Genomic DNA, 26289 nt, shown 5'->3' with positions numbered 1-26289 from the left:
CCGGCCGGGAGGCGCGGTGAGCCGGCCGGGGCGGGAGCCGGTCAGCAGCTCAGGTTGCCGCCGGGTGTGACGCCGAGCAGCTGGGTGAAGCTCTGGTACTTCGAGATCCGGCTCTGGACCTGTGCCGGGTTGCCGCCGTTGCACTCCAGGGCGCCGTTGATGGAGCGGATGGTCTCGCCGAAGCCCGCGCCGTTCACCATGGCCGCGTGGGCGGTCATCGTGCCCGGGCCGTTCTGGGTGTTCCAGTACCAGAGCGCGGTCTTCATGGCGATCGCCGGGTCCTGCTCGACGAGGTACGGGTTGCCGAGGAGGTTGATGCCGAGCGCGTCGCCCGCCGCCTTGTAGTTGAAGTTCCAGCTCAGCTGGATGGGGCCGCGCCCGTAGTAGGCGGCCTGCCCGGCCGGACAGCCGTAGGGCTGGCTCGCGTCGCAGTAGTGGGGGTAGTTGGCCGTGTTCTGCTCGACGATGTGGACGAGGCCGCCGGTCTCGTGCGAGACGTTCGCGAGGAAGGCGGCCGCCTCGCGCCGCTTCACCGTGTCGTCGCCGGTGTTGGCGAAGCCGGGGTAGGCGGACAGGGCCGCGACCAGGCCGTTGTAGGTGTAGAAGGGGTTCCGGTTCGGGAACATCTGGTTGAACTGGGCCTCGGAGACCACGAATCCGGAAGGGTTGCCGGGATCCGGGTCCTGGCCTCCGCCGCCGCAGGCGCCCTGGTCGGACCACACGCCCCACTGGCCGGTGGTCCCGGGCGTCTCGCCCTGGGTCCACCATTTCGCCTGCCAGTTGCGCCCGTTGTACGAGGCGCTCATGCCGCCCGTGTAGACGGCGGAGGAGGTCCAGGCGCCGGCGCAGGGGGCCGCGGCGGCGGCGGGGGAGGAGGGGAGGACGAGGGTGAGGGCGAGGCCGGCGGTGGCGGTCGCGGCGGCGGCCAGCGTCAGGGCACGGCGGCGAAGCGCACGTATCACGTAACTGCTCCTTCAGTGGGGGGAGTTGCCGTGGGGGCGGCAGCAGTGCCCACTGAAGCGAAATGGTCTGAACCTGTCAAGGTCTAGACCAAACGAAACGCGCCGGCGTGGCATGCCACGCCGGCGCGTCGCCGAAGGATCGGAGGGTCAGCTTCCGGCGGAGAGGTTGCCGGAAAGGACCGGGATGTTGCTGAGGATGTGCGAGAGCGGCTCGTCACCCTTGGCCTGGGTGGAGTTCTCGGTGCACTGCTGGTTCATCGGGTTGTGCAGGACGTTGATGTCCTGGACGCCGACGTTGGCCAGGACGGCGAACAGCGACTGGGCGTTGACCTTGGCCGGCAGGCCGATGCAGAGCTTGTTGGCGGTGCCCTGGACCAGGTTCGCCTGCGGGCTCATCGCGCCCCGGGTCTCCTGGTTGCCGTAGATCTGCGCGGCGCCGTTGCCGTTGACGGTGCTGACGCCGTTGTCGTTGCCGATCGCCATCGCCGGGGTGGCTACGGCAGCGCCCGCACCCAGCACGGAGGCGGTGACCGCGGCGGTGGCCATGAACTTCTTGAACATGTGGGGGATCCTTCTGTCGCACTGTCGCATGAGATAGCTGCCCTCGGCGGGACAGGCTGATCAACTGCTCTCGGCGCCGGTGGTTATCCCCACTCACCCGGGTGGCTCAATGGCGGAGCGGCGGCCCGGTCCCGCCGCCGTGACGGCGAGACTGAGCTCCTCGTATCCGAGGGTCAGCCGGTCTTGCGGCGGACCTTCTTGTTCTTGCCGCCGGGTCCGCTGCTGGCACCCTGGACCTTCGCGCGGGACTGGTGCGACTGCTGGGACTGGGCATTCGCGGCGTTGCGCTCCAGCGCCTCCCGGAACTTGCGCTTGGCCTCCTCGGCCGGAGATTCGTCCTGCGGGGTCTCTGTTTCGTCTGCCATATGTCCTCCTGGGGTGATCAAGCCGTTTCAGTCTGTCAGCTGGCCCGGCTGCTGACCAGCGAGTTCCGTCGGAGCGCGGGTCAAGGGTGCGCCGCCCACCCCAAGGATCGCTTGGGGAGGCCATAAGCTCAGCTGATGGGGTCATAAGGCGATACCGGGTGCTGGGTTAGGATTGCCTTAGTTTAGGGTTCTCTTTGATCACGTGTGATCCACCGTGCCGTCGTTCGAAGGGAACCTCTGTCATGCCTCGACCTCTGCGGGTAGCAATCGTCGGTGCCGGCCCCGCCGGGATCTACGCCGCCGATGCGCTGCTGAAGTCCGAGGCTGCGGCCGAGCCCGGTGTGTCCATAGACCTGTTCGAGCGCATGCCCGCGCCCTTCGGCCTGATCCGCTACGGCGTCGCCCCCGACCACCCGCGGATCAAGGGCATCATCACCGCCCTGCACCAGGTGCTCGACAAGCCGCAGGTCCGCCTCTTCGGGAACGTCGACTACCCGAACGACATCAGCCTGGACGAGCTGCACTCCTTCTACGACGCCGTGATCTTCTCCACCGGCGCCACGGCGGACCGCGCCCTCACCATCCCGGGCGTCGACCTGGACGGTTCCTACGGCGCCGCCGACTTCGTCTCCTGGTACGACGGCCACCCCGACGTCCCGCGCACCTGGCCGCTGGAGGCCGAGAAGGTCGCCGTGCTCGGTGTCGGCAACGTGGCCCTCGACGTCGCGCGGATCCTCGCCAAGACGGCCGACGAGCTGCTGCCGACCGAGATCCCCGCGAACGTCTACGAGGGCCTCAAGGCCAACAAGGCCCTCGAAGTGCACGTCTTCGGCCGCCGCGGGCCGGCCCAGGCCAAGTTCAGCCCGATGGAGCTGCGCGAGCTGGACCACTCGCCGAACATCGAGGTCATCGTCAACCCCGAGGACATCGACTACGACGAGGGCTCGATCGCCGAGCGCCGCAAGAACAAGCAGACCGACATGGTCGCCAAGACGCTGGAGAACTGGGCGATCCGCGACATCGGCGAGCGCCCCCACAAGCTGTTCCTGCACTTCTTCGAGTCGCCCGCCGAGGTGCTCGGCGAGGACGGCAAGGTCGTCGGGCTGCGCACCGAGCGCACCGAGCTGGACGGCACCGGCAACGTCAAGGGCACCGGCCGGTTCACGGACTGGGACGTCCAGTCCGTCTACCGCGCCGTCGGCTACCTCTCCGACGAGCTGCCCAAGCTCCCCTGGGACGTCGAGTCGGGCACGGTCCCGGACGAGGGCGGCCGCGTCATCGAGGCCGGCGGCCACCTGCAGTCCACGTACGTCACCGGGTGGATCCGGCGCGGTCCGGTCGGCCTGATCGGCCACACCAAGGGCGACGCCAACGAGACCGTCGCGAACCTGCTGGCCGACCACGCCGAAGGCCGCCTGCTGACCCCGGCCGCGCCCGCCCCGGAGGCCGTCGAGGCCTTCCTCGCCGAGCGCGCGGTCCGCTACACCACGTGGGAGGGCTGGCACCGGCTGGACGCCGCCGAGAAGGCGCTGGGCGAGCCCCAGGGCCGCGAGCGCGTGAAGATCGTCGAGCGCGACGAGATGCTCGAGGCCAGCGGAGCCTAGCCGCTTCGGGCGCCGCGGCCGGCGGATTCTTCCGGCCGCGGCACCGCAGCGACGGCGGAGGGCCGGGACCCGAACGGGTTCCGGCCCTCTTCGCGTGCGCGGCCGTGGGAAATGGCCGGAACACGACCTTGTCCTCACTCGTCCGGAGGAAGTCGGATCGGGGACGGAATGCCGTGCGGCCGGGGGGAGTTCGTACCAGCGCGAGACCTGATCCCACATGCACTGGAGAGCTCATGAAGATCGGCATCATCGGCGCGGGAAACATCGGCGGCAACCTCACCCGCCGCCTCACGGCTCTCGGGCACGACGTGTCCGTGGCGAACTCGCGGGGGCCCGAAACCCTGACGGCCCTCGCCGAGGAGACCGGCGCCACCCCCGTCACCGTCGCGGAAGCGGCCCGCGGCGCCGAGGTCGTCGTGGTCACCATCCCCTTCGGGAAGGTGCCGAACCTGCCCGCCGGCCTCTTCGACGCGGCGGCCGAGGGCTTCGCGCTCATCGACACCAACAACTACTACCCCCAGCAGCGCGACGGCCGGATCGCCGGAGTCGAGGACGAGGGCCTCACCGAGAGCCGCTGGACCGAGCGGCAGCTCGGCCACCCCGTGATCAAGGCCTTCAACGGCACCTACGCGCAGGACATCCTCGACCGGCACCGCCCGGCGGGCGACCCGGAGCGGATGGCCCTGCCCGTCGCGGGCGACGACGAGACGGCCAAGAAGACCGTCCGCGCCCTCATCGACCAACTCGGCTTCGACACCGTCGACGCGGGCGGCCTCGACGACTCCTGGCGCCAGCAGCCCGACACCCCCGTCTACGGGCTCCGCGAGGGCGTCGAGGGGGTCACCAAGGCCCTCGCCGCGGCCTCCCCGGAGCGCCCGGCGGGCTTCCGCGGGTGATGAAGGAGGGGAGACGGCCTGACGGTCCCGTCGGGAGGGGCGTCAGGGCTGGACGTGCCGGGCCGACATGCGTCCCTGCCCCAGCTCGATCGTGAAGGTGACCTGCTGCTCTTCGGAGAGGACCTGCGGATCGTGCTCTATGTCCTCCCGCTCGACGAAGACGGGCTCCGTCTCGCCGAGGGGGAGGATGAAGCCGTAGCCCCGGTCGCGGTTGTACGACTGGACGAACCCTTTGACGCGCGGTTCCATCGTGCACCTCCCGTGCCACGAGGCTGCCGCACCGGCCGGGGCTCCGCCTTCCGGGCGATTCCGATCGGGTGAGCCCTCCGGGCCGGTGCGCGAGCCCCGGCCCGGTCGGCAGCACCCCTCAGCGCCGCTCCAGCAGCCCCCGTACGAAGGCGGCCTGGCCGGCGTGCTGGAGATCGTCGGCCAGTACGCTGACCAGGCGCACGCCCAGGGTGACCGGCGGGTCCCAGCGTTCGTCGACCACCCGGTCGAGGTCCGTGGCGGCGAGGCCCCGGACGAAGCGCACGCTCTGCTCGTGGACCGCGTCGAAGTACCCCAGCAGCAGTCCGGCGGAATCGGCCCGGACCGCTCCCGCCTGCCGGACGGTGTGCCCGTACCCGGTCGACCCGGTGGGCAGGGACAGGGCGAACCGGGCCACCCAGCCCCCCGCCTCCCAGACCTGCTCCAGACCCGCGGCCTCCGCCACGTGGTCGTCCTGGACCCGGGCGAGGTGCCAGACCAGCCAGGTGATCGAGTTCGCCGCCGGGTCGACGCGGGCGTTGAGCTGCTCCGCCGGGAGGCCCTCGACGACCTCGTGCACGATCTCCCGGATGCGTCCGAAGCCGTCGGCGATGACGTCCGTAGCCTTCATGTAGCCACCATGCAAGGCGTTCGGGGCCGCCCGGGGCCGGCGACACGCGCCTCAGACAGCGGCGTCGGCCTTCTCGGTGCGCACCGCCTGGTCCGCGGGCGCCGCGGTCACCGGCCGGCCCGCGGCGGCCCCGGTCACGGTCGCGCGCCCGCCGCGCAGGCCGAACCGGCTGATCACGGCGACCAGCGCGAAGGCGGCCGCGCCGATGCCGAAGGTGAGGGTGAAGCCGGACTCGGCGGGCAGCGCGGGAACGCCCGGCGGCAGGTGCTCGATGGTCCGGGACGCCAGGATCGTGGTCACGATGGCGCTGCCGATCGCGCTGCCCGTGGAGCGGGAGATCGAGTTGATGCCGTTGGCGATGCCGCTCTGGTGGTGCGGGACGCTGGCCATGATGACGGCCGGCATGGCGGCGTAGCCGAAGCTGACGGCCGCACCGACGACCAGGCCGGCGCCGATCACGGAGGCGGCGTGCTGGTGGTCCAGGGCGAGCCAGCCGAAGCCGACGGCGCCGAGCACGGCGGCCAGGCCCAGGGCCACGCGCGGGCCGCGGTGGCGGACGAGCCGGCCGCCGATGGGCGAGGCGAGCAGCGAGACGATGGCACCGGGCAGCAGGAACTGCACGGAGGCCCGCAGGATCGACGCGTCGAAGCCGTAGCCGGCGAGCGCCTCGGGCATCTGGACGAGGTAGGAGACGCCGAGGAAGTTCGCGAACATGCCGAAGCCGACGAGGATGCCGGCCAGGTTGGCCATGAGCACCGGGCGGTGGACGAACATCTTCATGTCGACGAGCGGCTCGTCGACCTTGCGCTCGACCAGGACCCACACGGCGGTCATGACGGCCGCGCCCGCGAAACTGCCCAGCGTGCGGGCGGAGGCCCAGCCCCACTCGTGGCCCTGGGAGATCGGGAGCAGGAGCAGCAGCAGGGCGATGCCGAGGGTCAGGGCGCCCAGGAAGTCGGTGCGGCCGCCGGTCTTGTGGCGGGTCGCGGGGACCAGGAGGACCACGGCGAGCAGGGCGATGACCGCGAAGCCGGTCGCCATCCAGAAGGCGTTGCGGTAGTCGGCGTCGGAGCCGGATGTCAGCAGCCCGGTGGCGACGAGCGCCAGGCCGCTGCCGAACGCGAGCGTGCCGCTGACCAGGGCCATCGAGCCGGGCAGCTTCTGCGGCCGGACCTCCTCGCGCAGCACGGAGAGGGCGAGGGGGAAGATCGCGGTCGCGGCGCCCTGGAGCACCCGGCCCAGGATCAGCAGCGGCAGCGAGCTCGCCAGCGCCGCGATGACGGAGCCGGCGACCATGACGCCGAGCACGGCCACCAGCGTCGGCTTCTTGCCGTGCTGGTCGCCGAAGCGGCCCAGCAGCGGGGTGAAGACGGCCGCCGACAGCAGGGTGGCGGTGGTCACCCAGCTGACGTTGGCGGTGGAGGTGCCGAGGTCGGTGCGGATCAGGCCGAGGATCGGAACCGGCAGGGTCTGCATCATCGACACGACCATGGCGGCGAGGCTCAGGGCGAAGACGATGACCGTCTCGTTCCGTCGCCCGGTGGCCGTCGTGGCGGCGGGGGAGGGGGTGCTCATGGCTGACAGGACCTTCTTCGGACTTCAGAGCTTTAGGACACAGATGTTTGATGTCATCAAGTAACTCGGTCGACGGTAGACGGGGATAGTTAAGGTGGTCAAGTAAACAATTGATAATGTCAACCATTCTGGGTAGGCTCGAGTCATGTCTGGTAAGAGCGGCACCGCTCCGCACGCAGCCCCCGCCAAGCTCCAGCTGCTGGAGCTGCTCGCCGCCATCGGTACGGCCCAGTGGCGCGACTTCGCGACGGCCGCCTCCCGGTACGGGCTCACGTCCACGCAGGCCAGGGTCCTCGCGCAGCTCGACGGCCCGGTGCCGATGCGCGGCCTCGCCCGGCTGCTGGTCTGTGACGCGTCGAACGTGACCGGCATCGTCGACCGGCTGGAGGCCCGCGAGCTGGTGCGCCGCGAACCGGACCCCGCCGACCGCCGCGTCAAGAACGTGGTGGCCACGGAGGCGGGACGCGAGGTCATCCGCCGCGTCCGGGAGGAGATGCAGGCCACCCACGGCGCGCTCGACACCCTCGACGAAGCCGAGAGCGCCACGCTCTACGCCCTGTTGGAGCGACTGCGCCCCACCATGGAGAAGGACGCCTGAAGTAGCCTCGACCTCCATGAGCACCCTGCAGACGATCAACGACGTGCCCGTGCTGATATGCGAGGCCGAGGGCGAGGTCATCGCCGGTGAACGCGAAGCCCTCGACTTCATCGGCGACGCCGGATACCAGGGTGCCCGGTGGGCGGTCATCCCCGCCGAGCGGTTCGACGACGCGTTCTTCAAGCTGAGCACCCGCGTGGCCGGCGCGATCATCCAGAAGTTCGTCCAGTACCGGGTCGGCATCGTCGTCCTCGGCGACATCTCCCGCCACACGGAGGCCAGTCCGGCGCTGCGCGACTTCGTCCGCGAGTGCAACCGCGGGACGCAGACGTGGTTCCTCGCCGACACCGCGGAGCTCCACGAGCGACTGGCCGGGCCGGCCGCGTGAGCGGGGCCCCGGGCGGAGCGGGCGAAGTGGGCGGGGCCGGCGGGTTCCGCGTCCTGCGGGCGGCCGGCCGTACGGCCACCGCCTGGAAGAACGGCGGCGGAGTCACCCGCGAGATCGCCGCACGCCCGGAGGGCGCCGGTACCGGGGACTTCGCCTGGCGGGTGAGCCTCGCCGAGGTCGCCGCCGACGGGCCGTTCTCCGCCTTCCCCGGGGTCGACCGCACCCTCACCCTCGCCGAGGGCGCGGGCATGGACCTCACCGTGGCGGGCGCGCACCGCCTCGTGGACGAGCGGTTCGCGCCGCAGGACTTCGCCGGGGACGAGCCGACGGACTGCCGGCTCCTCGACGGCCCGGTGGTCAACTTCAACGTGATGTACCGCAGGGGCGCGGCGCCGGCGGAGACCGCCGTCGTACGCGGCCGGCTCACCCTCGACGCCCCGCCCGGGGAGACCCTGCTGATCGTCGCCCTGGAGGGCCCGGCGCGGCTCGAACCGGCCGAAGGCCCGCCCGTCACCCTGGACCCGTACGACGCGGTCCTGGCCGAGGGCCCCTTCACCGCCCTCGTATGGACCTCCGGGCGCGCAGCCCTGGTGCGCTTCCGCTAGCGGCCGGCCGGTTGCGGCCCGCCGGGCGGCCCAAGAGCACGCCCGTCAGCATCAGGGCCAGGCCGCACAACTGCTGCGCGGTGAGGGTCTCGCCCGCGAGCGCCGTGCCCAGCAGGACGCCCGTCACCGGATTGAGCAGGCCCAGCAGGCCGACCGTGCCGGCGGGCAGGTGCCGCAGGCCCGCGAACCAGGCCGCGAAGGCGAGGGCGGTCGCCACCACCGTGACGTACCCGAAGCCCAGCAGGGCCGGGCCGTCGAGGGCGGGCGGAGCCCCCTCCACCGCCGCCGCGAGCGGCAGCAGCGCGAGTCCGCCGCCCAGCAGCTGCCACGAGGTGGAGGCGAGGCGCCGGCGCTCCACCGCTTCGCGAGGACGTAGCCCAGCGGGGACATGGCCATGGCGGCGCCTGACGCGAGCACCCCGAGGGCGTCGGGCGAGGCGGTCGCGGTGAGCAGCATGAGGCACACCGCCTCGGCCTGCTCCTGACCGGGCGGCTCTGCCTCGTCTACGCCCGGTATGGGCTCAGTGACATGCGCAACGAGCGGAGCGTCCTGGAGGGCCTGACCGGCGACGAGGCCGTGCGGTTGGAGGGGCTCCTGACGGCCTGGCTGGCGAAGATCGAGCCGCCACCGGGCGCCTGACGCTCAACGCCGCCCCAGCTTCACCCACTTCGCCGTGCTGGGGACGCCCTTCGCGTTGAGCAGGAACAGCATGTAGTACCCGGGCGGGGCGTCGGCGGCCGTCGGCGGAGTCCGGAGCCCGACCGTGCGGCCCCGCACGCCGGTGAGCCGGAGCTCCAGGTGGCGCTGGCTGGTGTTCACCGAGTGGGTGACGGTCGTCGGCGCCAGCAGCACCGCCCGCGCCACGTCCTTCGGCGTCGAGGTCGAGACCTCGAAGGCCGCGTCGTGGCCGAGCTCGCCCGCCGGTACCCGGTCGAGCGCCGGCCGGGGGCCCCGGTGCAGGTACGCGGGCTCGTAGAGCTCGATGCTGCCGTCCATCCCGTCCCTCATGTCGGGGTCGTTGGCGATCTGCTGGAGCTCGTCCCCGGTCACCATCATCCGACCGTCGGGCAGGATCAGGGCGTTGGAGTGGTAGCCGCGGGGCAGCCGCTGGGCCGGGCCGAGCCGCCAGCGGCCGCGCGCGTCGCGCAGTTCGATCTGGCGGTACTTCAGGTCGGCCTTCGGGTTGAACGGGCCGTGGCCGTAATCCCGGGTGTCGAGCGCCCCGTTGACCGTCAGCAGCGAGCCGTCCGGCAGGATCAGGGTGTCGTCCTGGGTGCGCCCGAAGGCGCGCGGCTCCTCGACGGTCCACCGGCCGTCGGACAGCCGGTAGGTGTGCGGGTCGCGCGGATCGCCGCCGAGCACCAGGACCGAGTCCGGCCCCCGGAAACCCGCCGGGAGCGGCACGGCGGAGCCGTACCCGCGGAAGTCGGCGGGCCGCCGGGGCAGGTCGGTGCGCACCTCCTTGACTGGGTCGAACAGCCACTGCTGGTCGGCGTCCCGGCCCAGCCCGTAGATCATCCCGTCCCGCAGCGAGAAGAGGTGCGGGTAGTCGTTGCGGAACGGCGCGTCCGAACGCAGCCGCTGCGAGGCGAAGTCCACCGGGATGTCGAAGGGCCGCCAGGGCACGGGGTGGCGCAGCGCGGGGAAGCGCTCGACCACCGGGGTGGGGGTGCCCGTACCGCGCTCGGACTGGCCGGACATGATGATCTGGCGGCCGTCCGCCCCGGTGACGACCGAGGGGTACCAGCGGCCCGCGGACATGTCCCGGTTGCGGAACCAGGTCTCGGTCCACGGGTCGAAGACGAAGGACAGCTTGGCGCCGCTGCCGCCCTTGCCGCCGACGTTGCCGCCGAAGACGCCGACCATGCCGTTGGGGAGGAAGGCGTGCCCGGCGCAGAAGAAGGGCGCCGGACGCGGGGCGTAGCTGCCGTCGGGCATCAGGACGGTGGGCGGCGCCACCTTCTTGAAGGCCCGCGAACCGGTCCCCGCGGCCGGATCCCAGAGGTAGGCGCGGCCCGCGTTGGTCCGGCCGACCGTGTTCGTGGGCCCGGTCTCCTTGGTGGGGTCCTCCTCGGTCCGCTCGAAGGAGAAGAGCAGCACCTTGCCCGTCGGCAGCTGGGCCACGTGCACGCCGAAGTCGGGGGAGGGGAAGTACTCCGTGAACCGGCCCGACCCGGCTGCCGCGAAGCCCGCGTTGGTCCGGGTCTGGGAGTCCCGCAGCGCGGTCAGGCTCGCCGTGCGCTTCGTCTGCGGATAGCCCCGGCTGCCCTTGGCCGCCTCGCGGAGGCGCGCGTGCGCCCGGGCGTGGTCCTCGCCGATCACGGAGGCCTCGGCCGCCTCGGCCGCCGTAGCCGCCGTAGCCGCCGAGGCCGCCGTAGCCGTCGAGGCCGCCCCGGTCGCCGCGGGCCGCTCCGCGGGCCCCGGCCGCGGCGCCGGGGACATCGCGGTGAGGGCCAGGGCGGAGGCGATCACCCAGGCGGACACGGCGGCGGAGCGGTGCGCGCGGGACATGGAGCTCCTCGGGATCTCTGGTCGATTCGCCAGATATTAGGAGGATCCGGATGAATCAGGGCGATGCGACGCGGCGCGGAGCCGTTCGGCCCAGCGATGCCGCTTGAAGAATCGTTTCCCCGGTGAACCGCTGCGGCCATGGAGGTGAGACCCCGTACCCACCGGCCCTCCGCGACCGCCCCGGACGGCTATCCATGTCCACGTGATCAAGTCGCTTCGTACCGGATTCACCGCAGCCGCCGTGACCGCAGCTCTCGTCACGCTCAGCCCCTCGGCCGGGGCCTCCCCCTCGGCCGGGGCCTCCCCCTCGGCACCCTCGGACCGGGTGACCGTGGACGTCGCCAGCGTCAACGGATCGGGCTGCCGTCCAGGCAGCGCCGCCGTCGCCGTGGCGCCGGACAACTCGGCCTTCACCGTCACCTACAGCGAGTACCTGGCCCAGGCCGGCGGCGGCGCCCCCGCCGTCGAGGGCCGCAAGAACTGCCTCCTGTCCCTCGTCGTCCACGTCCCCCAGGGCTACACCTACGCCGTGGCCCAGGTGGACTACCGGGGCTTCGGCAGCCTCCAGCCGGGGGCCGTCGGCACGCAGAAGGCGAGCTACTACTTCCAGGGCATGAGCCAGACCGCCCAGCGCACCCACAAGTTCAACGGCGCGCTCGAGGACAACTGGCAGGCCACCGACACCACGGGCATCGAGGCGCTGGTCTTCGCACCCTGCGGCGAACAGCGCAACTTCAACATCAACACCGAACTGCGCGCCGAGGTCGGAACCTCCGACCCGTCGAGGACCAGCTTCATGGCCCTCGACTCGACGGACGGCAGCATCAACAGCGTGTACCACTTCACGTGGAAGCAGTGCCCGGGACGCTGACGGGCGGCGGGCCGGAGACCGGGACCGCCGTCCGGCGGTCCCGGTCTCCGGCGTTCCGCGGCGGAGGCACGCTCTCGCCCGGACACGCGGCTTCAGGCCGGCCCGCGCGGTCTCAGGCCGACGCGCGCCGGACCAGCTCGGTGGACGTGATCACCGGGCCGGGCGGCGGCCGCTCGCCCCGGCCCCCCAGCGTCTCCAGGAGCAGGCCCGCCATCATGCGGCCCATCCCCTCGATGTCCTGGCGTACGGTCGTCAGCGGCGGGTCCGCGTTCTCCGCGACCAGCTCGGCGTCGTCGAAGCCGACCACCGCCACATCATCGGGCACCGTGCGGCCGCGCTCCCGCAGCACCCGCAGCGCACCCGTCGCCATCAGGTCGTTCCCCGCGAACACGGCGTCGATCCCGGCCCGGCGGTCCAGCAGTTCGGCCATCGCGCGGGCCCCGCCCGCCACCGTGAAGTCCCCCTCGGCGACCAGCGCGGGATCGGCCTGCGGCAGCACGTCCCGGTAGCCGCTCAGCCGGTCGGCCGCCGATGTCTGGTCGAGCGGGCCGGCGATGTGCGCGATCCGCTCCCGGCCCCGGCCCACCAGGTACCGTACGGCCTCGCGCGCCCCCGCCCGGTTGTCGGCGTCCACGTACGCCACCTGGGCGTCGCGCCCGCCGGCTTCCCCCGGCTCGGCGGTCCAGCCGGGCCGGCCGCCGTAGACCGTGGGCATGCGGATGCGCCGCACGATCGCGGGCAGCGGATCGTCGGTGTGCAGTGAGAAGGCGAGCGCTCCGTCGACGTGGCCGCCCGCCAGATAGCGCTCGATCCGGTCGTAGTCGCCCCGGTCCTCCACCAGCAGCAGCACCAACTGCGTGTCGTGCGCCGTCAGTTCCTTGCTGATCCCGCGCACCTGGCGGGAGAAGAACGGGTCGGAGAAGATCCGGATCTCCGGCTCCGGGATGATCACCGCCACCGCGCCGGTCCGCCGGGTGACCAGGGTCCGGGCCGCGGGGTTGGGTACGTAACCCAGGTCCCGGATGGCCACTTGGACCTTCTCCACCAGGTGGGGGCGGACACCGTCGCCGCCGTTGACGACGCGGGACGCGGTGGCCCGGGACACCCCGGCGCGCGCCGCGACCGCCTCCAGGGTGGGGCGGTCCCCGGGTCGCTGTTCCGGCACGGGCGCTCCTCCTGGGTGTCATCCGGGTGTCATCGGGCGGTGGGTTCGCCCGTGCAGCAGGGTAACCCGTACCGCCGGTAGGCCTGCGGCCCGCCCGGCGGTATGGATCATTACCAGCCGATGCCGAGCGTCAGCCCGGTCGGCGGGCCGGAGTTGCCGAGGATCTGTACGGAGGACTGGTCGTTGATGTCGTCGTAGGGGAAGCCGTAGGCCCGCCGTTCCAGGCCGACGGTGTGGAAGAAGCCGGCGTAGTCGTTCTTCGCTGCGCCGGAGTAGTACGCCTCCGGGCGGTACCAGGCGGTGGTGTCGAGGGCGACGCCCCGGTTGAACGCGGCGCAGAACTCCGCGCCGAGCTGCTTCTCGGTGTCGTTGCCCGAGGCCATCGCACCCGAACAGGCCATGACCTCGGGCGAGGTCGGCTTGCGCAGGGTGAAGCCGCCCGCGCCGTTCTTGCTGAAGGTGAGGGTGGAGCCGGTGACCCGCCCGGAGAAGGTCTCGCCGAGGCGGCTGAGGGTGAACGGGTGGGCGGTGTAGTGGGCCCAGGCCTGGTCGATGGCGGCGGTCAGATGGTCCTGCCGGGCCCCGCCGGGCTGGAACAGGCCGGAGGAGCGGGGCGCCACGATGCGGTGCTCGCTCCGCAGCGGCCCGAACGCGGGGCCGACGGCGGCCGCGTACCGCTGCATCAGCTCGGCGCGCCCGGTGGTGATGCCCTGGGTGTTGTCGTAGCCGCTGGAGGTCTGGCGCAGCCGCGAGGTGATCGGGAAGCCGAACTGGTCGACCTGGGTGGTGTTGCCGCCGAAGGGGACCTCTCCGTGCACGTAGGTGTACTCGTACCAGTCGTAGTACACGTCGCTGTTGGGGTCGTCGGGGTTGCGCGGATCGGGGCCGCCCCAGCCCTGGTCGTCGGGGGAGACCGGGATGAACACCGGGGAGCCCAGCGAGAGGTAGATCCGGCCGCCGCGGATCGCGGGCGGGGAGGGGACGGTGCCGCCCACCTCGGCCAGGGTGAAGGACATGTCGGGGTAGTTCACCCCGCGTTTGACGAGGTGGCCGGGCGCATCGGCGTCCAGGTGGCTGATACGGGCCATGGTGCCGTCGGGTTTCATGTACGACCACTGGCCCGGGGTCACCTGGCCGAGGACGGTGACGTGGATCTGCGCATCGGTGTACGCGCCGCGGGTGTTGTTCTGGAAGGTGATGGGGAAGCTGCCGGCTCCTCCGCCCCCGCCGCCTCCGGTGCCGCCCACGGTGTGGGTGAAGCGGGGGGTGTCGTGGAGCGGGCCGCCCTTCTCGTACGTGAACCAGTACGGGAGGGCCGAGCCGGGGGTGAGGCCGGTGACGGTCCGCTCCCAGGTTCCGGCGTTGTCCGTCATCCGGAGGTTCTGCTGGCCGAGGCCTCCGCCCGGCAGGTAGTGGACGTCGACCAGGGCGGCCGGGACGGCCGGCCTGAACCAGATCCGGACCGCGCCGGAGCCCAGGGGCGTGACGCCCTGCGCGTAGTCGGCGGCAGCGGCGGCCGGAGCCGCCCCGGCGGCCGCCGGGGCCGGGGCCGGGGATCCCGCCAGGGCGAGCAGGAGGGCGAGCAGGAGCAGCGGGATCCGCCGCGGAAGGGGGAAGTTCACGGGACTCTCCTCGGTCCGGGCCGGTCAGTGGCCGAATTCGAACCAGTTGAGGTTCACGAAGTCGGCGCTCTGGCCGCTGGTGAAGGTCAGGTACACGTCGTGGGTGCCCGTGACCGCGCTGATGTTCGCCGGTACCGTCCGCCAGCTCTGCCAGCCGCCGGTGTTCGCCACGGAGAAGCTGCCGACCGGCGCCGCGGTGCGGCTGCCGAGCCGTACCTCGACGAGCCCGCTGACCCCGCCCGCCGCGCCGGAGGCGACGCGTCCGCGGAACTGCCGTGCGGCGGCCGGGCCGAAGTCGACGCCCTTGAAGAGGGCCCAGTCGCCGTTGCCGAGGGTGGTGATGTCCTGTCCGCCGCCGGTGTCCGTGGTGGTCTCCTTCGCCACGCCCGCCTGGGAGTCGTACGACTCGGCCCGGATCGGGGCGTAGGCGTCGCGGTTGCCGGCCGGCGGGGTGGTGGGCGGTGTCGTGCCGCCGGTCGAGCTGAGGACGGACACGTAGTCGACGACCATGGGGTGGCCGGGCTCGGTCGCCGCGTCGGGTCCGCCGCCGAAGGCCGCCGGGAACTCGCCGCCCATCGCGACGTTCAGGATGATGAAGTAGCCGTGGTTCGTGGCGTTGGCCCAGGTAGCGGCGTCCACCTGATCGGCCCGCACGGTGTGGAAGTTGATGCCGTCGACGTAGAAGCGCACCTGCTCGACCGCCGTCGACCGGTCCCATTCCGCGGCGTAGGTGTGGAAGCCGGCCTGGCAGCTGGTGCCGGGGCAGACGCGCTGCCCGCCGATGCCGGACTTCTCGTTGCAGGGGCCGCCCGGGCTGGTGCCGCAGTGCATGGTCGCCCAGACCTGGTTGATGCCCTGCACGTTCTCCAGGATGTCGATCTCGCCGACGGCGGGCCAGTTCCACCAGTTGCCCCGGTAGGGAGCCCCGAGCATCCAGAACGCCGGCCAGTACCCCTTGGCCGCGGGGCCCGTGACGTTCGGCATCTGGATGCGGGCCTCGGCGCGCAGGGTGCCGCCCGCCGGGGGCTGGAAGTCCGAGCGCCGGGTCTCCACCCGCCCCGAGGTCCAGTTGCCGGCGGCGTCCCGCCGCGGGGTGATGCGCAGGTTGCCCGCCCCGTCGAGGGAGACGTTGGCGGGGTCGGCGGTCATCGTCTCTATCTCGCCGGTGCCGAACTGTGCGGGCCCGCCGGGGTAGCTCGTACCGGTGGTGTACTGCCAGTCGGCGGTGTTCAGGCCGGAGCCGGCGGGCCCGTCGAAGTCGTCCAGGAACACCTGGGACCAGCCGGCCGGGGTGGGCGGGGCGGTGGCGCCGGCGGGCAGTACGACCGCCACCGAGGCGGCCGCGACCACCGCGGCCGTGCCGAGCGCGGCTAAGACGGCCCGCCGGACGACCGGCCGCTTCCTGTCGGATGTCTGACGCATGGATGCCCTCTCTGGAACGCCGTGGAGGCGCGTTGCGGGGGAAACCGGAAGAAGTGCCGGGGAGGCGCGCCGTGCTGGGAGCCCTGGTTTGAGAGCGCTCTCAAGGCGACGCCGATCGACACTGTGCTCCCCGCCCCTGCGGGCGTCAAGACATCGAACCGGGAAAGGACTTGCGGGCCGGCGGAGTTCATCCCTTGAACGCGTTCGCACGGGTGCGGTCGCGGCCGGTGGCCGGTGCGGTCGCCACGGCCGGTGCGGTCGGTGGCCGGTGTGGTCGGAGGCCGGTGCGCCGGCGCGGCCGGCGCGGCCGGCGGGCCGCGCCGATGGGCCGCGCCGCCGGGCACCCACCCGTACGGCCCAACCCGCCGCGCCTCAGCCGGGCGGGCCGAGGACCTCGCGCGCACCGGGCAGGTCGTGGACGGCCGCGGCCGTCCCAGTCAGCGGCAACAGCCCGGACAGCGGGCACAGCACCGGCATCTCGTGGTCGACCTCCCACTCGCCGACGGCCGTGCCCCGGCTCTTGCGGCCACCGCCCGCGTCGGTGGTGCAGACGGCGTACAGCCGTCCGGCGCAGCCCCGGCAGAGCAGGGCGTCGTGGCCGGTCACGGCCGGCCCGCCGGCGCGGAGGCCGCCGCGGGCGCGTCCCGGCGGCCCGAGCCGCCCAACGTGCCGGGTCCGCCGCGCGCTTGTAGCGTCGGTCGCGTCAGGAGTCCTGGTGACCCGACAGGACTCCGCCGGCCGGTGCGCGACCGCGCGACACGCAGAATGCGCGGAGTACGCAGACCATACGGATCACGCCCGTGAGGCGCGCCGAGCCGCCCCAGCGCAGCCCGCGCCGGTGCCGGGACGGTGGTCCGTCCGACAGGCCGTCGCGGGGCGTGCGCACAGCACCCGTACGAGAGGCCGTGCCGATGCCGAACGACGTTCCGATATCGAGCCTGCTGCGTGTCGAGCGGGGCCACGCCGGCCCCGAGGAACTGGCGGCGATCGCCGTCGTGGTCGCCTGCTACGCGGGCCGTACCGCGCTGGCCCGCGCCGCGGAGAAGTGCGCCGGACCGGAACCCGGCCGCGGCGTCGGCAGCGGAGCCGGGCGGCGGCGCGCCGCCCGTTCGGACGCCGGCTGCTGGGCAGGCTGCTGGGCCTGCCGCTGAACCCCGTCCGCCGGCCGGGCGCACGGCCGGCGGACGGGGAAGCGAAGTGGTCACCTCCGCCGCAGCACCGTCGTGAGGACCTCGCGCAGCGCCTCGGCGGGATCCGCGACCGCACCCTCCGAGCGCCATGCCACGAACCCGTCCGGGCGTACGAGCACCGCGCCGTCGGGGCTCATCCCGTGCACCTCGGCCCAGTCGGCGCCGGTCTCCTGGAGCAGGTCGGCGTCCGGCCCCGAGCCGATGGCGTAGGCGTCCAGCCGGACGGCCGAGAGCTCGTCCGCCACCCGTTCGGCCGCCTCCCGCCACGGCGTCCCCGCACCGCTGAGCAGCACGAAGGAGCGCTCGTACAGGTCCAGGGAGGAGATCCGCTCGCCGGCCCTGAGCAGCCACATGTGCGGGGCCCGGGTACCGGTGTCACCCATCAGGCGCAACGCCTCGGGGATGACCGGCCGGCCCGGATCGCCGCCGACGACCGCGCCCTGCGGGTAGCAGTAGCCCATCGCCGTGGGCAGGATCCCGCTGCCGGGCCCGCCGCCCATGGTGGGCGGCGGCGCGTACCCCGGGTGGCTGTGCTCCGCCGAACGGGCCGAGGCCCGCTCGCTGGTGGCCCTGGCCACCGGAAGCCGCTCGGCCTCGTAGCTCTCCAGCAGGTCGATGCCCGCCGAGCCGTCCAGCACCGCGGCGATCTTCCAGGCCAGGTTGTGCGCGTCCTGGATGCCGGTGTTGGAGCCGAAGGCCCCGGTCGGCGACATCTCGTGGGCCGCGTCGCCGGCCAGGAACACCCTGCCGACGGAGTACCGCGTCGCCACCCGTTCGGCCGCGTGCCACGGGGCCTTGCCGCCGATCTCCACGTCCAGGTCGGGCACGCCGATGGCGTTGCGGATCTGCTCCACGCACCTCTCGTCGGTGAAGTCCTCGAGGGTCTCGCCCCGGTCCGGGTGCCAGGGCGCGTGGAAGACCCACTGCGTCGCGTTGTCGACCGGCAGCAGCGCCCCGTCGGCTCCCGGCCGCATCAGATAGCAGACGATGAAGCGCAGGTCGCCCAGCACCTCGATGAGCCGCTCCGAGCGGAAGGTGACGCTGACGTTGTGGAACAGCTCGCCGTTACCCGTCTGGGGGATGGCCAGCTGCTCCCGTACGGGGCTGCGGGGGCCGTCGGCGGCGATCACGAAGTCGGCCCGCACGGTGGTGTGCTCACCCGTTTCGCGGTTCTTCACCAGGGCGGTCACCCCGGTCTCGTCCTGGTCGAAGTTCATCAGCTCGGTCGAGAACCGGATGTCGGCGCCCTGTGCACGGCTCTGCGCGGCCAGCACCGGCTCGATGTTGTTCTGGCTGCACAGACACCAGCCGGTCGGGCTGAACTTGCGCAGCGCCCCCGACGGGTCGACCGACTTGATCAGCCAGTTGTGGTCGCCTCCGGTCAGTGACCGGGCTTGCAGAATGCCCTGGATCCCCTCCAGCGCGGACGCCGCCCGGCGGATCGCCCGCTCCGCCCCTGCGGTGCGGAAGAGCTCCATCGTCCGGGCGTTGATGCCACGGCCGCGCGGGTGCGGGGAGGTGCCGGAGTGCTTCTCGACCAGAAGGTGCCTCACTCCGTGGCGGCTCAGGAAAAGCGAGGTGGACAGGCCCACGAGGGAGCCGCCCACGACGAGAACCGGTACGCGAACATCGGCGTTGTCTTCCATCAGCTGCGGGCTCCTGTTTTCTGTGTGGGGGAGTGGACTCTTTATGCCCCCGATCGTCGATTAGGCCCGGTTGATTCGCCGGTTGTCACCCGCTTGATCCGGACATGTAGCGGTACGTCCCCACCCGGATGACGATGAGCGACAGCGGCTCCCCCTGAGATGCGCCGGCCCGTCGTTCCCGACCGAGGCGGCCGCCGGCCCGGGCGGACGCCACCGGTGACGGACGAGGGGTCCGTACGCGATGGATCTCCACCCCCTCATGAAGGAGTGAGTAGATGACAACCACCCTGTCCGAACGGGTGTCGCAGTCAGCCTTCGACGGCTCCATGCTCCGGGTCGTCCTGCTGATGGACCTCCACGAGGGGGCCCAACAGCGGTTCTTCGAGGCGTACGAACAGCTCCGCCACGACATCGCGTCGATCCCGGGCCACATCAGTGACCAGCTGTGCCAGTCCTTCGAGAACCCCTCCCAGTGGCTCATCACCAGCGAGTGGGAGAGCGCCCCGCAGTACCTCGCATGGGTCAACAGCGAGCACCACGCCGAACAGGTCAAGCCGCTCGGCGCCTGCGCCCGGGTCATGCGCCCGCTCAAGTTCACCGTCCTGCGCGAGACCGGCCGGAGCTACGACCAGTCCGCCCGGCCCGCACGCGTCCGGCTGCAGCCCGTGCCCCGGCTCGGCGCCGGCATCGTCCGCCACGCCCTGACCTTCACCGTCAAACCGGGCAGCGAGAAGGAGGTCGCGTCGATCCTCTCCAGCTACGCCTCCCCGGCCGCCCGGGTCGACGACCACACCCGGCTCTGCCGGACCTCCCTGTTCATGCACGGCAACCGGGTGGTGCGGACCGTGGAGGTCCAGGGCGACCTGATGGCAGCCCTGCGGCACGTCTCCGAGCAGCCCGAGGTCCGGGCCGTCGAAGAGGCCATCAACCCGTACCTGGAGCAGGACCGGAACCTGAACGACCCCGAGTCCGCGCGCATGTTCTTCATGCGGGCCGCGCTCCCCGCCGTGCACCACGTCGCCGCCGGGGAACCGGACCCCGGGGAGGTCACGCGCCACGCGCTCTTCTACCCGGCCAAGCCCGGCTGCGGCGAGGCCCTGGCCCGCTTCCTCGCCCGCCAGGACGAGGCGGCAGCGCACCGTCCGGAGAGCCCCGTTCGGAGCAGCAGCATCTTCCAGCGCGACGACATCGTGGTCCGCCTCGTCGACGTGCGCGGCCCGCTCGACGCCGAGCCCGACAGCATCCGCGGCGTGCGAGGCCCGCGCAAGGCGGCCGTACTGGACCGGCTGACGGCCGCGCCCGCCGAGCGGACCCGCGCGACCCACCCCACGATGAACCTGATCACCGACCGCTCGGCGCCCGCAGAGTCCTGATCCCCCGTCCCCCTATCCCAGCCCGTCCAGGCTCCCCACACGCCAGGAGGAACCCGCCATGACCAGACAGCGTCCACGCATCGTCGACCTCAGCGAGACGCCGCCCAACCGCCGGCGCGGTGGCGACCTGAGGGCCGTGCTCACCCCGACCTCGGTGGGGTCCACCAGCGGCTTCATGGGCCTGGCTGTCATGGCCCCCGGGGAGTCCATCGCCGAGCACTACCACCCGTACTCCGAGGAGTTCGTGTACGTGGTCGCCGGCCGGCTGGAGGTCGACCTCGACGGCGAGGCCCACCCGCTGCGCACCGACCAGGGCCTCCTCGTACCGCTCAACGTGCGCCACCGGTTCCGCAACGTCGGGGACACCGAGGCCCGCATGGTCTTCCACCTGGGACCGCTTGCCCCGCGCCCCGAACTGGGCCACGTGGACACCGAAGCGGCCCCGAACCCGGAGGGCACCGCCTGGGAGCAGCCCCCGGACCGCACGGGAGCCGTCTCGTGACCGGCCGCCGGGTGGCGGTCACCGGGGTCGGCGTCGTCGCGCCCGGCGGGATCGGCGTCTCGGCCTTCTGGGACCTGCTCGCCAACGGCCGTACGGCGACCCGCGGCATCACCCTGTTCGACCCGGCCGGCTTCCGCTCCCGGATAGCCGCCGAGGTCGACTTCGACCCCGCCGCGCACGGCCTCGCCGAAGGGGAGGCGGCCCGGGCGGACCGGTACATCCAGTTCGCCCTCGTCGCCGCCCGCGAGGCCCTGCTCGACGCGGGCCTCGACCTCACCACGGACGAGGCCTGGCGCACCGGTGTCTCCCTGGGCACCGCCGTCGGCGGGACCACCCGTCTGGAGCACGACTACGTTGCCGTGAGCCAGTCGGGCGCCTGGTGGGACGTGGACCACAAGTTCGCCGGGCCCCATCTGCACCGGGCCTTCACCCCCGCCACCCTCGCCTCCGCCGTCGCGGAGCAGACGGGTGCGCGCGGGCCGGTGCAGACCGTGTCCACCGGCTGCACCTCCGGACTCGACGCCATCGGGTACGCCGTCCACTCCATCGCCGAGGGCCGGATGGACGTGTGCATCGCCGGGGCCTCGGACTCGCCCATATCGCCGATCACGGTGGCCTGCTTCGACGCCATCAAGGCGACCTCGCCGAACAACGACGACCCGGCCCACGCCTCGCGGCCCTTCGACGCCGACCGGGACGGGTTCGTCCTCGGCGAGGGCGGCGCCGTCCTCGTACTGGAAGAGCTGGAACACGCCCGCGCCCGCGGTGCGCACGTCTACTGCGAGATCGGCGGCTACGCCACCTTCGGCAACGCCCACCACATGACCGGGCTGACCGCCGAGGGCCTGGAGATGGCGCGCGCCATCCAGACCGCCCTGGACCAGGCCGGGATCGACGCCCGTGACATCGACTACGTCAACGCGCACGGATCCGGCACCAAGCAGAACGACCGCCACGAGACTGCGGCCGTCAAGCGGGTCCTGGGCGACCACGCCTACAAGACGCCGATGACCTCCATCAAGTCCATGGTCGGTCACTCGCTCGGCGCCATCGGGGCGATCGAACTGGCGGCCTGCGTGCTCGCCATGACCCACCAGGTGGTACCGCCCACGGCGAACTACGAGACGCCGGACCCCGAGTGCGACCTGGACTACGTACCCCGCACCGCCCGCGGCCGCACGCTGCGCAGCGTGCTCTCGGTCGGCAGCGGTTTCGGCGGATTCCAGTCCGCCGTGGTCATGACCCGGCCCAAGGAGGAGGTCTCGTGACCCGCCGTACGGTCATCACGGGCATCGGGGTCGTCGCGCCGAACGGCATCGGCGCCGACGACTTCTGGAAGGCCACCCACTCCGGTCTGTGCGTGCTGGACCGCGTCACCCGGGCCGGCTGCGAGCACCTCCCGCTGCGCGTCGCGGGCGAGGTACGGGGCTTCGACCCGGGCGCGATGGTCGAGGAGCGCTTCCTCGTCCAGACCGACCGGTTCACCCACCACGCCCTCGCCGCGGCCGACCTCGCCCTGGCGGACGCCCGGCTCGGCCGGGCCGACTACGAGGCCGATCCCTTCTCGGTCGGGGTGGTCACGGCCGCCGGGTCCGGCGGCGGCGAGTTCGGCCAGCGCGAACTGCAGCGGCTCTGGGACCAGGGCCCGCGCTACGTCGGCCCGTACCAGTCGATCGCCTGGTTCTACGCCGCGAGCACCGGCCAGATCTCCATCCGGCGCGGCCTCAAGGGGCCGTGCGGGGTCGTCGCCAGCGACGAGGCGGGCGGGCTCGACGCCTTCGCGCACGCCGTACGGGCCATCCGCCAGGGCAGCCGGGCGATGCTCGTCGGGGCGACGGAGGCACCGCTCGCGCCGTACTCCATCGTCTGCCAGCTGGAGTACGAGGGACTGAGCACCCGCGACGACCCCGAGCGCGCCTACCGGCCCTTCACCGCCAAGGCCTGCGGGTACGTTCCCGCGGAGGGCGGCGCCATGTTCCTCGTCGAGGACGAGGCCGCGGCCCTCGGCCGGGGCGCCACGGTACGCGCCGTCCTGGCCGGCCACGCCGCCACCTTCAGCGGCACCCGGCGGCCGGACGAGGCCGGCGAAGGCCTCACCCACGCGATCCGGGGCGCGCTCCGGGAAGCGGGCTGCGCCCCGGAGGAGATCGACGTGGTCTTCGCCGACGCCCTCGGGACGCCGCAGGCCGACGCGGCCGAGGCGGCCGCGATCGCGGCCGCCCTCGGCGCCCGCGGACGCCAGGTGCCGGTCACGGCGCCGAAGACCGGTACGGGCCGGGCGTACTGCGCGGCCCCCGCCCTCGACACGGCCGCCGCGGTCCTGGCCCTGGAGCACGGAGTCGTCCCGCCGACGCCGAACGTCTTCGACGTGTGCCACGACCTCGACGTGGTGACGGGCAGCGCCCGCTCCGCGGACCTGCGCACCGCGCTCGTGCTGAGCCGCGGCCGGATGGGCTCGAACTCCGCGCTCGTCCTGCGCAAGGGCGCGAAGGCCCCGTAACGGCCGTGCAGTCCACCCAGGGCCCGCGCCCGGCACGAGCCGCGCGCGGCCCCCCGTAGGAAGAGAGAAGCCACCCATGTCCGACCGACTGACCCTGGAGGAGCTGGCGGCCCTGATGAAGACCGCCGGCATCACCGTCGACCCCGCCGAGCTGGCGAGCCGTCCGGACTCGGCCTTCGACGAGTACGGCCTGGACTCGCTCGGCCTGCTCGGCATCGTCGGCGAGCTGGAGAACCGGCGCGGGCGGGCCCTGCCCACCGACGCCGACCGCTGCAAGACCCCCGGCGAGTTCCTCGACCTCGTCAACAACAGCCTGATGACAGGAGCCTGACATGCCAGGACACACCGAGAACGAGATCACCGTCAACGCGCCCGTGGACGTCGTCTGGGAGATGACCAACGACCTCCCCAGCTGGCCGCAGCTCTTCAGCGAGTACGCCTCGCTGGAGATCCTGGAGCAGAAGGGGGCCACCACCCGCTTCCGCCTGACCATGCACCCCGACGAGAACGGCAAGGTGTGGAGCTGGGTCTCGGAGCGGACCGTGGACCGCGAGGGCCTCACGGTCCGGGCCCGGCGCGTGGAGACCGGCCCCTTCGCGCACATGGACATCCACTGGCAGTACTTCGCGGTGCCGGGCGGCACGCGGATGAAGTGGACCCAGGACTTCGCGATGAAGCCGGACGCGCCGGTCGACGACGCGTGGATGACCGACAACATCAACCGCAACTCCCCGATCCAGATGGCGCTCATCCGGGACAAGATCGAGCAGCGCGAACGCGAGAACCGCGCTCCCGCCGTCAGCCGCCTCTGAAACGAAGGGTGAGTACCCCGGATGAACCAGTCGCACCGCGCACTCATCGTCGCCCGCATGGCGCCCGGATCGGCCCCCGACATCGCCGAGTTGTTCGCCGGATCGGACGCGGGTGAACTGCCGCACCTGGTCGGAGTCACGCGCCGCAGCCTGTTCCAGTTCGGTGATGTGTACATGCACCTGATCGAGGCGGACCGGCCACCGGGCCCCGCCATCGCCCAGGTCACCGAGCACCCGGAGTTCCGGCAGCTCAGCGAGAGCCTCACCGCCTACATCAGCCCGCACAACCCCGCCACGTGGCGCAGTCCGAAGGACGCGATGGCCCACGAGTTCTACCGCTGGGAGAAGGCCGCCGCGAAGTGACCCGAGCGGCCCGGACGGGACCCGCACACGGCGTGTGCGGGTCCCGCCGCGTGCGGTGCCCGCGCCTTGGACCGATCTTCGTCGGCCACGGGGCGTGAGCTATGTTTGAGCGTGAGTGACAGAGTCAAGGAGGCCCTTCCGGTGTCATCGGGGCAGCAGGCACGCGCTCAGGCGGCGGCGATCAAGCCGAGCGGGCAGTCGTCGGAGGAATTCCGCCCCCCGGCCGACCGGCTGCTCGCGCTCTTCGACGGCCGGCGCCTCTCCCCGGGCCAGCGCCGGATCGCCCAGTACCTGATCGACCACCTCACCGAGGCCGCCTTCCTGTCGATCACCGAGCTCGCGGAGCGGGTCGGCGTCAGCCAGCCCTCCGTGACCCGCTTCGCCTCCTCCCTCGGCTTCAGCGGCTACCCCGCCCTGCGCGACGTGCTCCAGCCCATCGCGCTGAGCGCCGTCGCCGGTTCGCCCGACACCCGCGAGGAGATCCGCCGCAACGAGCTGCAGGCCGCCGTGGACGCCGAGATCGAGAACCTCGAGAACGTGCGCCGGCTGCTCGCCGACACCAACCAGGTGCTGGACATCGGCCGCGCCCTGGCCGGTTCGGTGCCGCTGACCGTGCTCGGACTGCGGATCTCGGTGTCCCTCGCCGAGTACTTCGCCTACGCGGCCCGGCGCATCCACCCCGACGTGCGGCTGGTGACCCGCGGCGGCAGCGTGGCCTACGACGCGCTGCTGCAGTCCAAGGCGGCCGGCGGGACCTGGGTGCTGGCCTTCGCCATGCCGCGGCACGCCAGGGAGACCCTGGCCGCGGTCCGGGCCGCACGCAGCACCGGGCTGCGCGTCGTCCTGATCACCGATCCGACGCTCGGACCGCTGGTGGACGAGGCGGACGTGACGCTGAAGGCCGGAACCGGCTCGCGGCTGGTGTTCGACTCGTACGCGGCCCCCGGGATGCTCTCCGCGGCCCTGCTCCAGGCGATGGCGGACGCCGATCCCGAGCGCACCCAGGCGCGCCTGGAGGATTACGAGCACGTGGCCGACCAGCACGGATTCTTCCTGTAAGGCCTGGTCAGGTCTGATTTCACCCCAATTCTGACCAGGGGATATTCAACCCTCGAGATGCATGAAATTTTTCATACCCTTGCCTACTCGACGGTATATATGTTTACTGACGGCGGCGCTCCGGATCCACCAGATGCCAAGGAGGAGGACCCCCTCCTGAACGCACGCGCGGCACGACGACCTCCTCACGTCGTGGCACGCGTCGAGTCCAGGCCTTCGGATCCCGCAGAGCGCCCATGGCGGCCTCGGTCAACCCCTGGGCCGAGGCCGCCCCTCAGCAACGTCTCGATCAGAGTTCGACACCCCTCGGAAGTGACGAGAATGCCCCTGACGGCCACCATCACGCGTAGCCCGGACTGGCCCCTGCAGGTCAAGGCACCCGGTACCCACGACTGGGAACGCTCGGCCACGCGCTGGCTGCGGGACCTCCTCCCCGCCCGCTACGGCAGCTACCTGACCCTGACCCGCCACCACGCCCTGCTGGCCCGGCACGTCCAGCTCCAGCTCCAGCACGAGATGCGCGCGGTGCGGGTGGCCCTCCAGACGAGCAGGGCCGAGCTGCCCGTGCTGGGCGTCGGCGAGGCGGTCATCGAGAACACGATCAGGATGTACGCCGTCGAGCTCGAACAGCTGGGCCGCCTGTCCCGCGGCGCGCGCCTGGTCTCCGACGCGCTCCTGGTGGGCACCCCCGCACAGCGCAGGCGCTGAGTGCCGGGGGCGGGGGGGGGCCCCCGGGGCCGGGGCCCCCCCGGGCCCGGCCCCGGGGGGGGGGGCCGGCCCCCCCGGGGGGTTTAAAAAAGACACACCCCCCCCACCAATCGC

28 protein-coding genes and 1 pseudogene are annotated in these 26289 nt (G+C 72.4%); 16 read left to right on the top strand and 13 right to left on the bottom strand.

What is annotated here, in order from left to right:
• Positions 1-41 precede the first annotated feature (41 nt).
• The 3 genes from ACFWP3_RS25770 to ACFWP3_RS25760 form a co-directional block, all read right to left on the bottom strand.
• The gene (locus ACFWP3_RS25770) at positions 42-962 is read right to left on the bottom strand and encodes a glycoside hydrolase family 19 protein (RefSeq protein WP_384225287.1); all 921 of its coding nucleotides are present in this window, start codon (positions 960-962) and stop codon (positions 42-44) included.
• Positions 963-1109: 147 nt separating this feature from the next.
• Positions 1110-1523 (bottom strand): rodlin, encoded by a 414-nt coding sequence (locus tag ACFWP3_RS25765; protein WP_384225285.1) that lies wholly within the window; start codon positions 1521-1523, stop codon positions 1110-1112.
• 173 nt (positions 1524-1696) lie between these two features.
• Complete coding sequence (locus ACFWP3_RS25760) at positions 1697-1888, bottom strand: DUF5302 domain-containing protein (protein WP_362306128.1); 192 nt, start codon at positions 1886-1888, stop codon at positions 1697-1699.
• Positions 1889-2130: 242 nt separating this feature from the next.
• Here ACFWP3_RS25760 and ACFWP3_RS25755 point away from each other — a divergent pair, with 242 nt between their 5' ends.
• Together ACFWP3_RS25755 and ACFWP3_RS25750 are read left to right on the top strand one after the other, a co-directional pair.
• Positions 2131-3492 (top strand): FAD-dependent oxidoreductase, encoded by a 1362-nt coding sequence (locus tag ACFWP3_RS25755; protein ID WP_384225282.1) that lies wholly within the window; start codon positions 2131-2133, stop codon positions 3490-3492.
• The gene (locus tag ACFWP3_RS25750; RefSeq protein ID WP_384225280.1) at positions 3378-4388 is read left to right on the top strand and encodes an NADPH-dependent F420 reductase; all 1011 of its coding nucleotides are present in this window, start codon (positions 3378-3380) and stop codon (positions 4386-4388) included. Before ACFWP3_RS25755 ends, ACFWP3_RS25750 begins: the two co-directional genes overlap by 115 nt.
• A gap of 42 nt (positions 4389-4430) precedes the next feature.
• Here ACFWP3_RS25750 and ACFWP3_RS25745 read toward each other — a convergent pair whose 3' ends face one another.
• The 3 genes from ACFWP3_RS25745 to ACFWP3_RS25735 form a co-directional block, all read right to left on the bottom strand.
• Positions 4431-4637 (bottom strand): cold-shock protein, encoded by a 207-nt coding sequence (locus tag ACFWP3_RS25745; protein ID WP_384225277.1) that lies wholly within the window; start codon positions 4635-4637, stop codon positions 4431-4433.
• A 118-nt stretch (positions 4638-4755) separates the two neighbouring features.
• Entirely contained in the window at positions 4756-5265 is a 510-nt protein-coding gene (locus ACFWP3_RS25740; RefSeq protein WP_384225275.1) for a DUF664 domain-containing protein, read from the bottom strand.
• A 51-nt stretch (positions 5266-5316) separates the two neighbouring features.
• The gene (locus ACFWP3_RS25735; protein WP_384225272.1) at positions 5317-6840 is read right to left on the bottom strand and encodes an MFS transporter; all 1524 of its coding nucleotides are present in this window, start codon (positions 6838-6840) and stop codon (positions 5317-5319) included.
• Positions 6841-6985: 145 nt separating this feature from the next.
• On the opposite strand from ACFWP3_RS25735, the gene ACFWP3_RS25730 reads away from it, so the two are divergent.
• Genes ACFWP3_RS25730 through ACFWP3_RS25720 form a run of 3 tightly spaced genes read left to right on the top strand, consistent with a single transcriptional unit; the run spans position 6986 to position 8431 of the window.
• A complete protein-coding gene (locus tag ACFWP3_RS25730) occupies positions 6986-7438 on the top strand; it encodes a MarR family winged helix-turn-helix transcriptional regulator (RefSeq protein ID WP_384225270.1) in 453 nt (150 codons plus the stop codon).
• A 16-nt stretch (positions 7439-7454) separates the two neighbouring features.
• Positions 7455-7826, top strand: coding sequence for a DUF4180 domain-containing protein (locus tag ACFWP3_RS25725; protein ID WP_384225267.1), 372 nt, complete (start codon positions 7455-7457; stop codon positions 7824-7826).
• The gene (locus tag ACFWP3_RS25720) at positions 7823-8431 is read left to right on the top strand and encodes a HutD family protein (protein ID WP_384225265.1); all 609 of its coding nucleotides are present in this window, start codon (positions 7823-7825) and stop codon (positions 8429-8431) included. The genes ACFWP3_RS25725 and ACFWP3_RS25720 overlap by 4 nt, the downstream gene beginning before the upstream one ends.
• On the opposite strand, the pseudogene ACFWP3_RS25715 reads toward ACFWP3_RS25720, so the two are convergent.
• Both ACFWP3_RS25715 and ACFWP3_RS25710 read right to left on the bottom strand, forming a co-directional pair.
• A pseudogene (locus ACFWP3_RS25715) lies at positions 8379-8896 on the bottom strand (DMT family transporter); the annotation flags it as partial. The gene ACFWP3_RS25720 and the pseudogene ACFWP3_RS25715 overlap by 53 nt on opposite strands.
• Before the next feature lie 177 nt (positions 8897-9073).
• Entirely contained in the window at positions 9074-10942 is a 1869-nt protein-coding gene (locus ACFWP3_RS25710; RefSeq protein WP_384225263.1) for a galactose oxidase-like domain-containing protein, read from the bottom strand.
• A gap of 202 nt (positions 10943-11144) precedes the next feature.
• Here ACFWP3_RS25710 and ACFWP3_RS25705 point away from each other — a divergent pair, with 202 nt between their 5' ends.
• Entirely contained in the window at positions 11145-11813 is a 669-nt protein-coding gene (locus ACFWP3_RS25705) for a DUF4360 domain-containing protein (protein ID WP_384225261.1), read from the top strand.
• Positions 11814-11925: 112 nt separating this feature from the next.
• On the opposite strand, the gene ACFWP3_RS25700 is transcribed toward ACFWP3_RS25705, so the two are convergent.
• From ACFWP3_RS25700 to ACFWP3_RS25685, 4 genes are all read right to left on the bottom strand, one after another.
• Positions 11926-12978, bottom strand: a complete 1053-nt coding sequence (locus ACFWP3_RS25700; RefSeq protein ID WP_384225259.1) for a LacI family DNA-binding transcriptional regulator — start codon at positions 12976-12978, stop codon at positions 11926-11928.
• Positions 12979-13088: 110 nt separating this feature from the next.
• Positions 13089-14600, bottom strand: coding sequence for a glycoside hydrolase family 64 protein (locus tag ACFWP3_RS25695; protein WP_384225256.1), 1512 nt, complete (start codon positions 14598-14600; stop codon positions 13089-13091).
• Between the two features lie 24 nt (positions 14601-14624).
• Entirely contained in the window at positions 14625-16022 is a 1398-nt protein-coding gene (locus ACFWP3_RS25690; protein WP_384225255.1) for a glycoside hydrolase family 16 protein, read from the bottom strand.
• A 372-nt stretch (positions 16023-16394) separates the two neighbouring features.
• Positions 16395-16628: a hypothetical protein gene (locus ACFWP3_RS25685; protein WP_384225253.1), complete on the bottom strand. Its 234-nt coding sequence runs from the start codon at positions 16626-16628 to the stop codon at positions 16395-16397.
• Between the two features lie 305 nt (positions 16629-16933).
• Between ACFWP3_RS25685 and ACFWP3_RS25680 the strand changes: the two genes are divergently transcribed.
• On the top strand, positions 16934-17173 hold the full coding sequence (locus ACFWP3_RS25680; protein ID WP_384225250.1) for an acyl-CoA carboxylase epsilon subunit: 240 nt from the start codon (positions 16934-16936) through the stop codon (positions 17171-17173).
• 50 nt (positions 17174-17223) lie between these two features.
• Here ACFWP3_RS25680 and ACFWP3_RS25675 read toward each other — a convergent pair whose 3' ends face one another.
• A complete protein-coding gene (locus tag ACFWP3_RS25675; protein WP_384225248.1) occupies positions 17224-18858 on the bottom strand; it encodes an FAD-dependent oxidoreductase in 1635 nt (544 codons plus the stop codon).
• A gap of 275 nt (positions 18859-19133) precedes the next feature.
• Between ACFWP3_RS25675 and ACFWP3_RS25670 the strand changes: the two genes are divergently transcribed.
• The 9 genes from ACFWP3_RS25670 (at position 19134) to ACFWP3_RS25630 (ending at position 26175) form a co-directional block, all read left to right on the top strand.
• Entirely contained in the window at positions 19134-20231 is a 1098-nt protein-coding gene (locus ACFWP3_RS25670; protein WP_384225246.1) for a SchA/CurD-like domain-containing protein, read from the top strand.
• 58 nt (positions 20232-20289) lie between these two features.
• Positions 20290-20733 (top strand): cupin domain-containing protein, encoded by a 444-nt coding sequence (locus ACFWP3_RS25665; protein ID WP_069918768.1) that lies wholly within the window; start codon positions 20290-20292, stop codon positions 20731-20733.
• Positions 20730-22001, top strand: coding sequence for a beta-ketoacyl-[acyl-carrier-protein] synthase family protein (locus ACFWP3_RS25660; protein ID WP_384225243.1), 1272 nt, complete (start codon positions 20730-20732; stop codon positions 21999-22001). The genes ACFWP3_RS25665 and ACFWP3_RS25660 overlap by 4 nt, the downstream gene beginning before the upstream one ends.
• A complete protein-coding gene (locus ACFWP3_RS25655) occupies positions 21998-23233 on the top strand; it encodes a beta-ketoacyl synthase N-terminal-like domain-containing protein (RefSeq protein ID WP_384225242.1) in 1236 nt (411 codons plus the stop codon). The genes ACFWP3_RS25660 and ACFWP3_RS25655 overlap by 4 nt, the downstream gene beginning before the upstream one ends.
• 76 nt (positions 23234-23309) lie before the next feature.
• Positions 23310-23564 (top strand): phosphopantetheine-binding protein, encoded by a 255-nt coding sequence (locus ACFWP3_RS25650; RefSeq protein ID WP_362595779.1) that lies wholly within the window; start codon positions 23310-23312, stop codon positions 23562-23564.
• A gap of 1 nt (position 23565) precedes the next feature.
• On the top strand, positions 23566-24045 hold the full coding sequence (locus ACFWP3_RS25645; RefSeq protein ID WP_384225239.1) for an SRPBCC family protein: 480 nt from the start codon (positions 23566-23568) through the stop codon (positions 24043-24045).
• 21 nt (positions 24046-24066) lie between these two features.
• Positions 24067-24408, top strand: coding sequence for a TcmI family type II polyketide cyclase (locus ACFWP3_RS25640; protein WP_384225237.1), 342 nt, complete (start codon positions 24067-24069; stop codon positions 24406-24408).
• Positions 24409-24549: 141 nt separating this feature from the next.
• Positions 24550-25467 (top strand): MurR/RpiR family transcriptional regulator, encoded by a 918-nt coding sequence (locus ACFWP3_RS25635; RefSeq protein ID WP_384225234.1) that lies wholly within the window; start codon positions 24550-24552, stop codon positions 25465-25467.
• 321 nt (positions 25468-25788) lie between these two features.
• On the top strand, positions 25789-26175 hold the full coding sequence (locus ACFWP3_RS25630) for a hypothetical protein (RefSeq protein ID WP_384225342.1): 387 nt from the start codon (positions 25789-25791) through the stop codon (positions 26173-26175).
• Positions 26176-26289: the final 114 nt, after the last annotated feature.

Source organism: Streptomyces sp. NPDC058525, assembly GCF_042719495.1.
Lineage (GTDB): Bacteria > Actinomycetota > Actinomycetes > Streptomycetales > Streptomycetaceae > Streptomyces.
Note: the sequence above shows the minus strand (reverse complement) of the source record. Positions and strands in the feature narration are given on the sequence as shown.

Coding starts and splice junctions, on each gene's coding strand:
- ACFWP3_RS25765 (WP_384225285.1), bottom strand. CDS start 1,523: ATGTTCAAGAAGTTCATGGCCACCGCCGCGGTCACCGCCTCCGTGCTG.
- ACFWP3_RS25760 (WP_362306128.1), bottom strand. CDS start 1,888: ATGGCAGACGAAACAGAGACCCCGCAGGACGAATCTCCGGCCGAGGAG.
- ACFWP3_RS25755 (WP_384225282.1), top strand. CDS start 2,131: ATGCCTCGACCTCTGCGGGTAGCAATCGTCGGTGCCGGCCCCGCCGGG.
- ACFWP3_RS25745 (WP_384225277.1), bottom strand. CDS start 4,637: ATGGAACCGCGCGTCAAAGGGTTCGTCCAGTCGTACAACCGCGACCGG.
- ACFWP3_RS25740 (WP_384225275.1), bottom strand. CDS start 5,265: ATGAAGGCTACGGACGTCATCGCCGACGGCTTCGGACGCATCCGGGAG.
- ACFWP3_RS25735 (WP_384225272.1), bottom strand. CDS start 6,840: ATGAGCACCCCCTCCCCCGCCGCCACGACGGCCACCGGGCGACGGAAC.
- ACFWP3_RS25730 (WP_384225270.1), top strand. CDS start 6,986: ATGTCTGGTAAGAGCGGCACCGCTCCGCACGCAGCCCCCGCCAAGCTC.
- ACFWP3_RS25725 (WP_384225267.1), top strand. CDS start 7,455: ATGAGCACCCTGCAGACGATCAACGACGTGCCCGTGCTGATATGCGAG.
- ACFWP3_RS25710 (WP_384225263.1), bottom strand. CDS start 10,942: ATGTCCCGCGCGCACCGCTCCGCCGCCGTGTCCGCCTGGGTGATCGCC.
- ACFWP3_RS25690 (WP_384225255.1), bottom strand. CDS start 16,022: ATGCGTCAGACATCCGACAGGAAGCGGCCGGTCGTCCGGCGGGCCGTC.
- ACFWP3_RS25680 (WP_384225250.1), top strand. CDS start 16,934: ATGCCGAACGACGTTCCGATATCGAGCCTGCTGCGTGTCGAGCGGGGC.
- ACFWP3_RS25675 (WP_384225248.1), bottom strand. CDS start 18,858: ATGGAAGACAACGCCGATGTTCGCGTACCGGTTCTCGTCGTGGGCGGC.
- ACFWP3_RS25670 (WP_384225246.1), top strand. CDS start 19,134: ATGACAACCACCCTGTCCGAACGGGTGTCGCAGTCAGCCTTCGACGGC.
- ACFWP3_RS25665 (WP_069918768.1), top strand. CDS start 20,290: ATGACCAGACAGCGTCCACGCATCGTCGACCTCAGCGAGACGCCGCCC.
- ACFWP3_RS25650 (WP_362595779.1), top strand. CDS start 23,310: ATGTCCGACCGACTGACCCTGGAGGAGCTGGCGGCCCTGATGAAGACC.
- ACFWP3_RS25645 (WP_384225239.1), top strand. CDS start 23,566: ATGCCAGGACACACCGAGAACGAGATCACCGTCAACGCGCCCGTGGAC.
- ACFWP3_RS25640 (WP_384225237.1), top strand. CDS start 24,067: ATGAACCAGTCGCACCGCGCACTCATCGTCGCCCGCATGGCGCCCGGA.
- ACFWP3_RS25630 (WP_384225342.1), top strand. CDS start 25,789: ATGCCCCTGACGGCCACCATCACGCGTAGCCCGGACTGGCCCCTGCAG.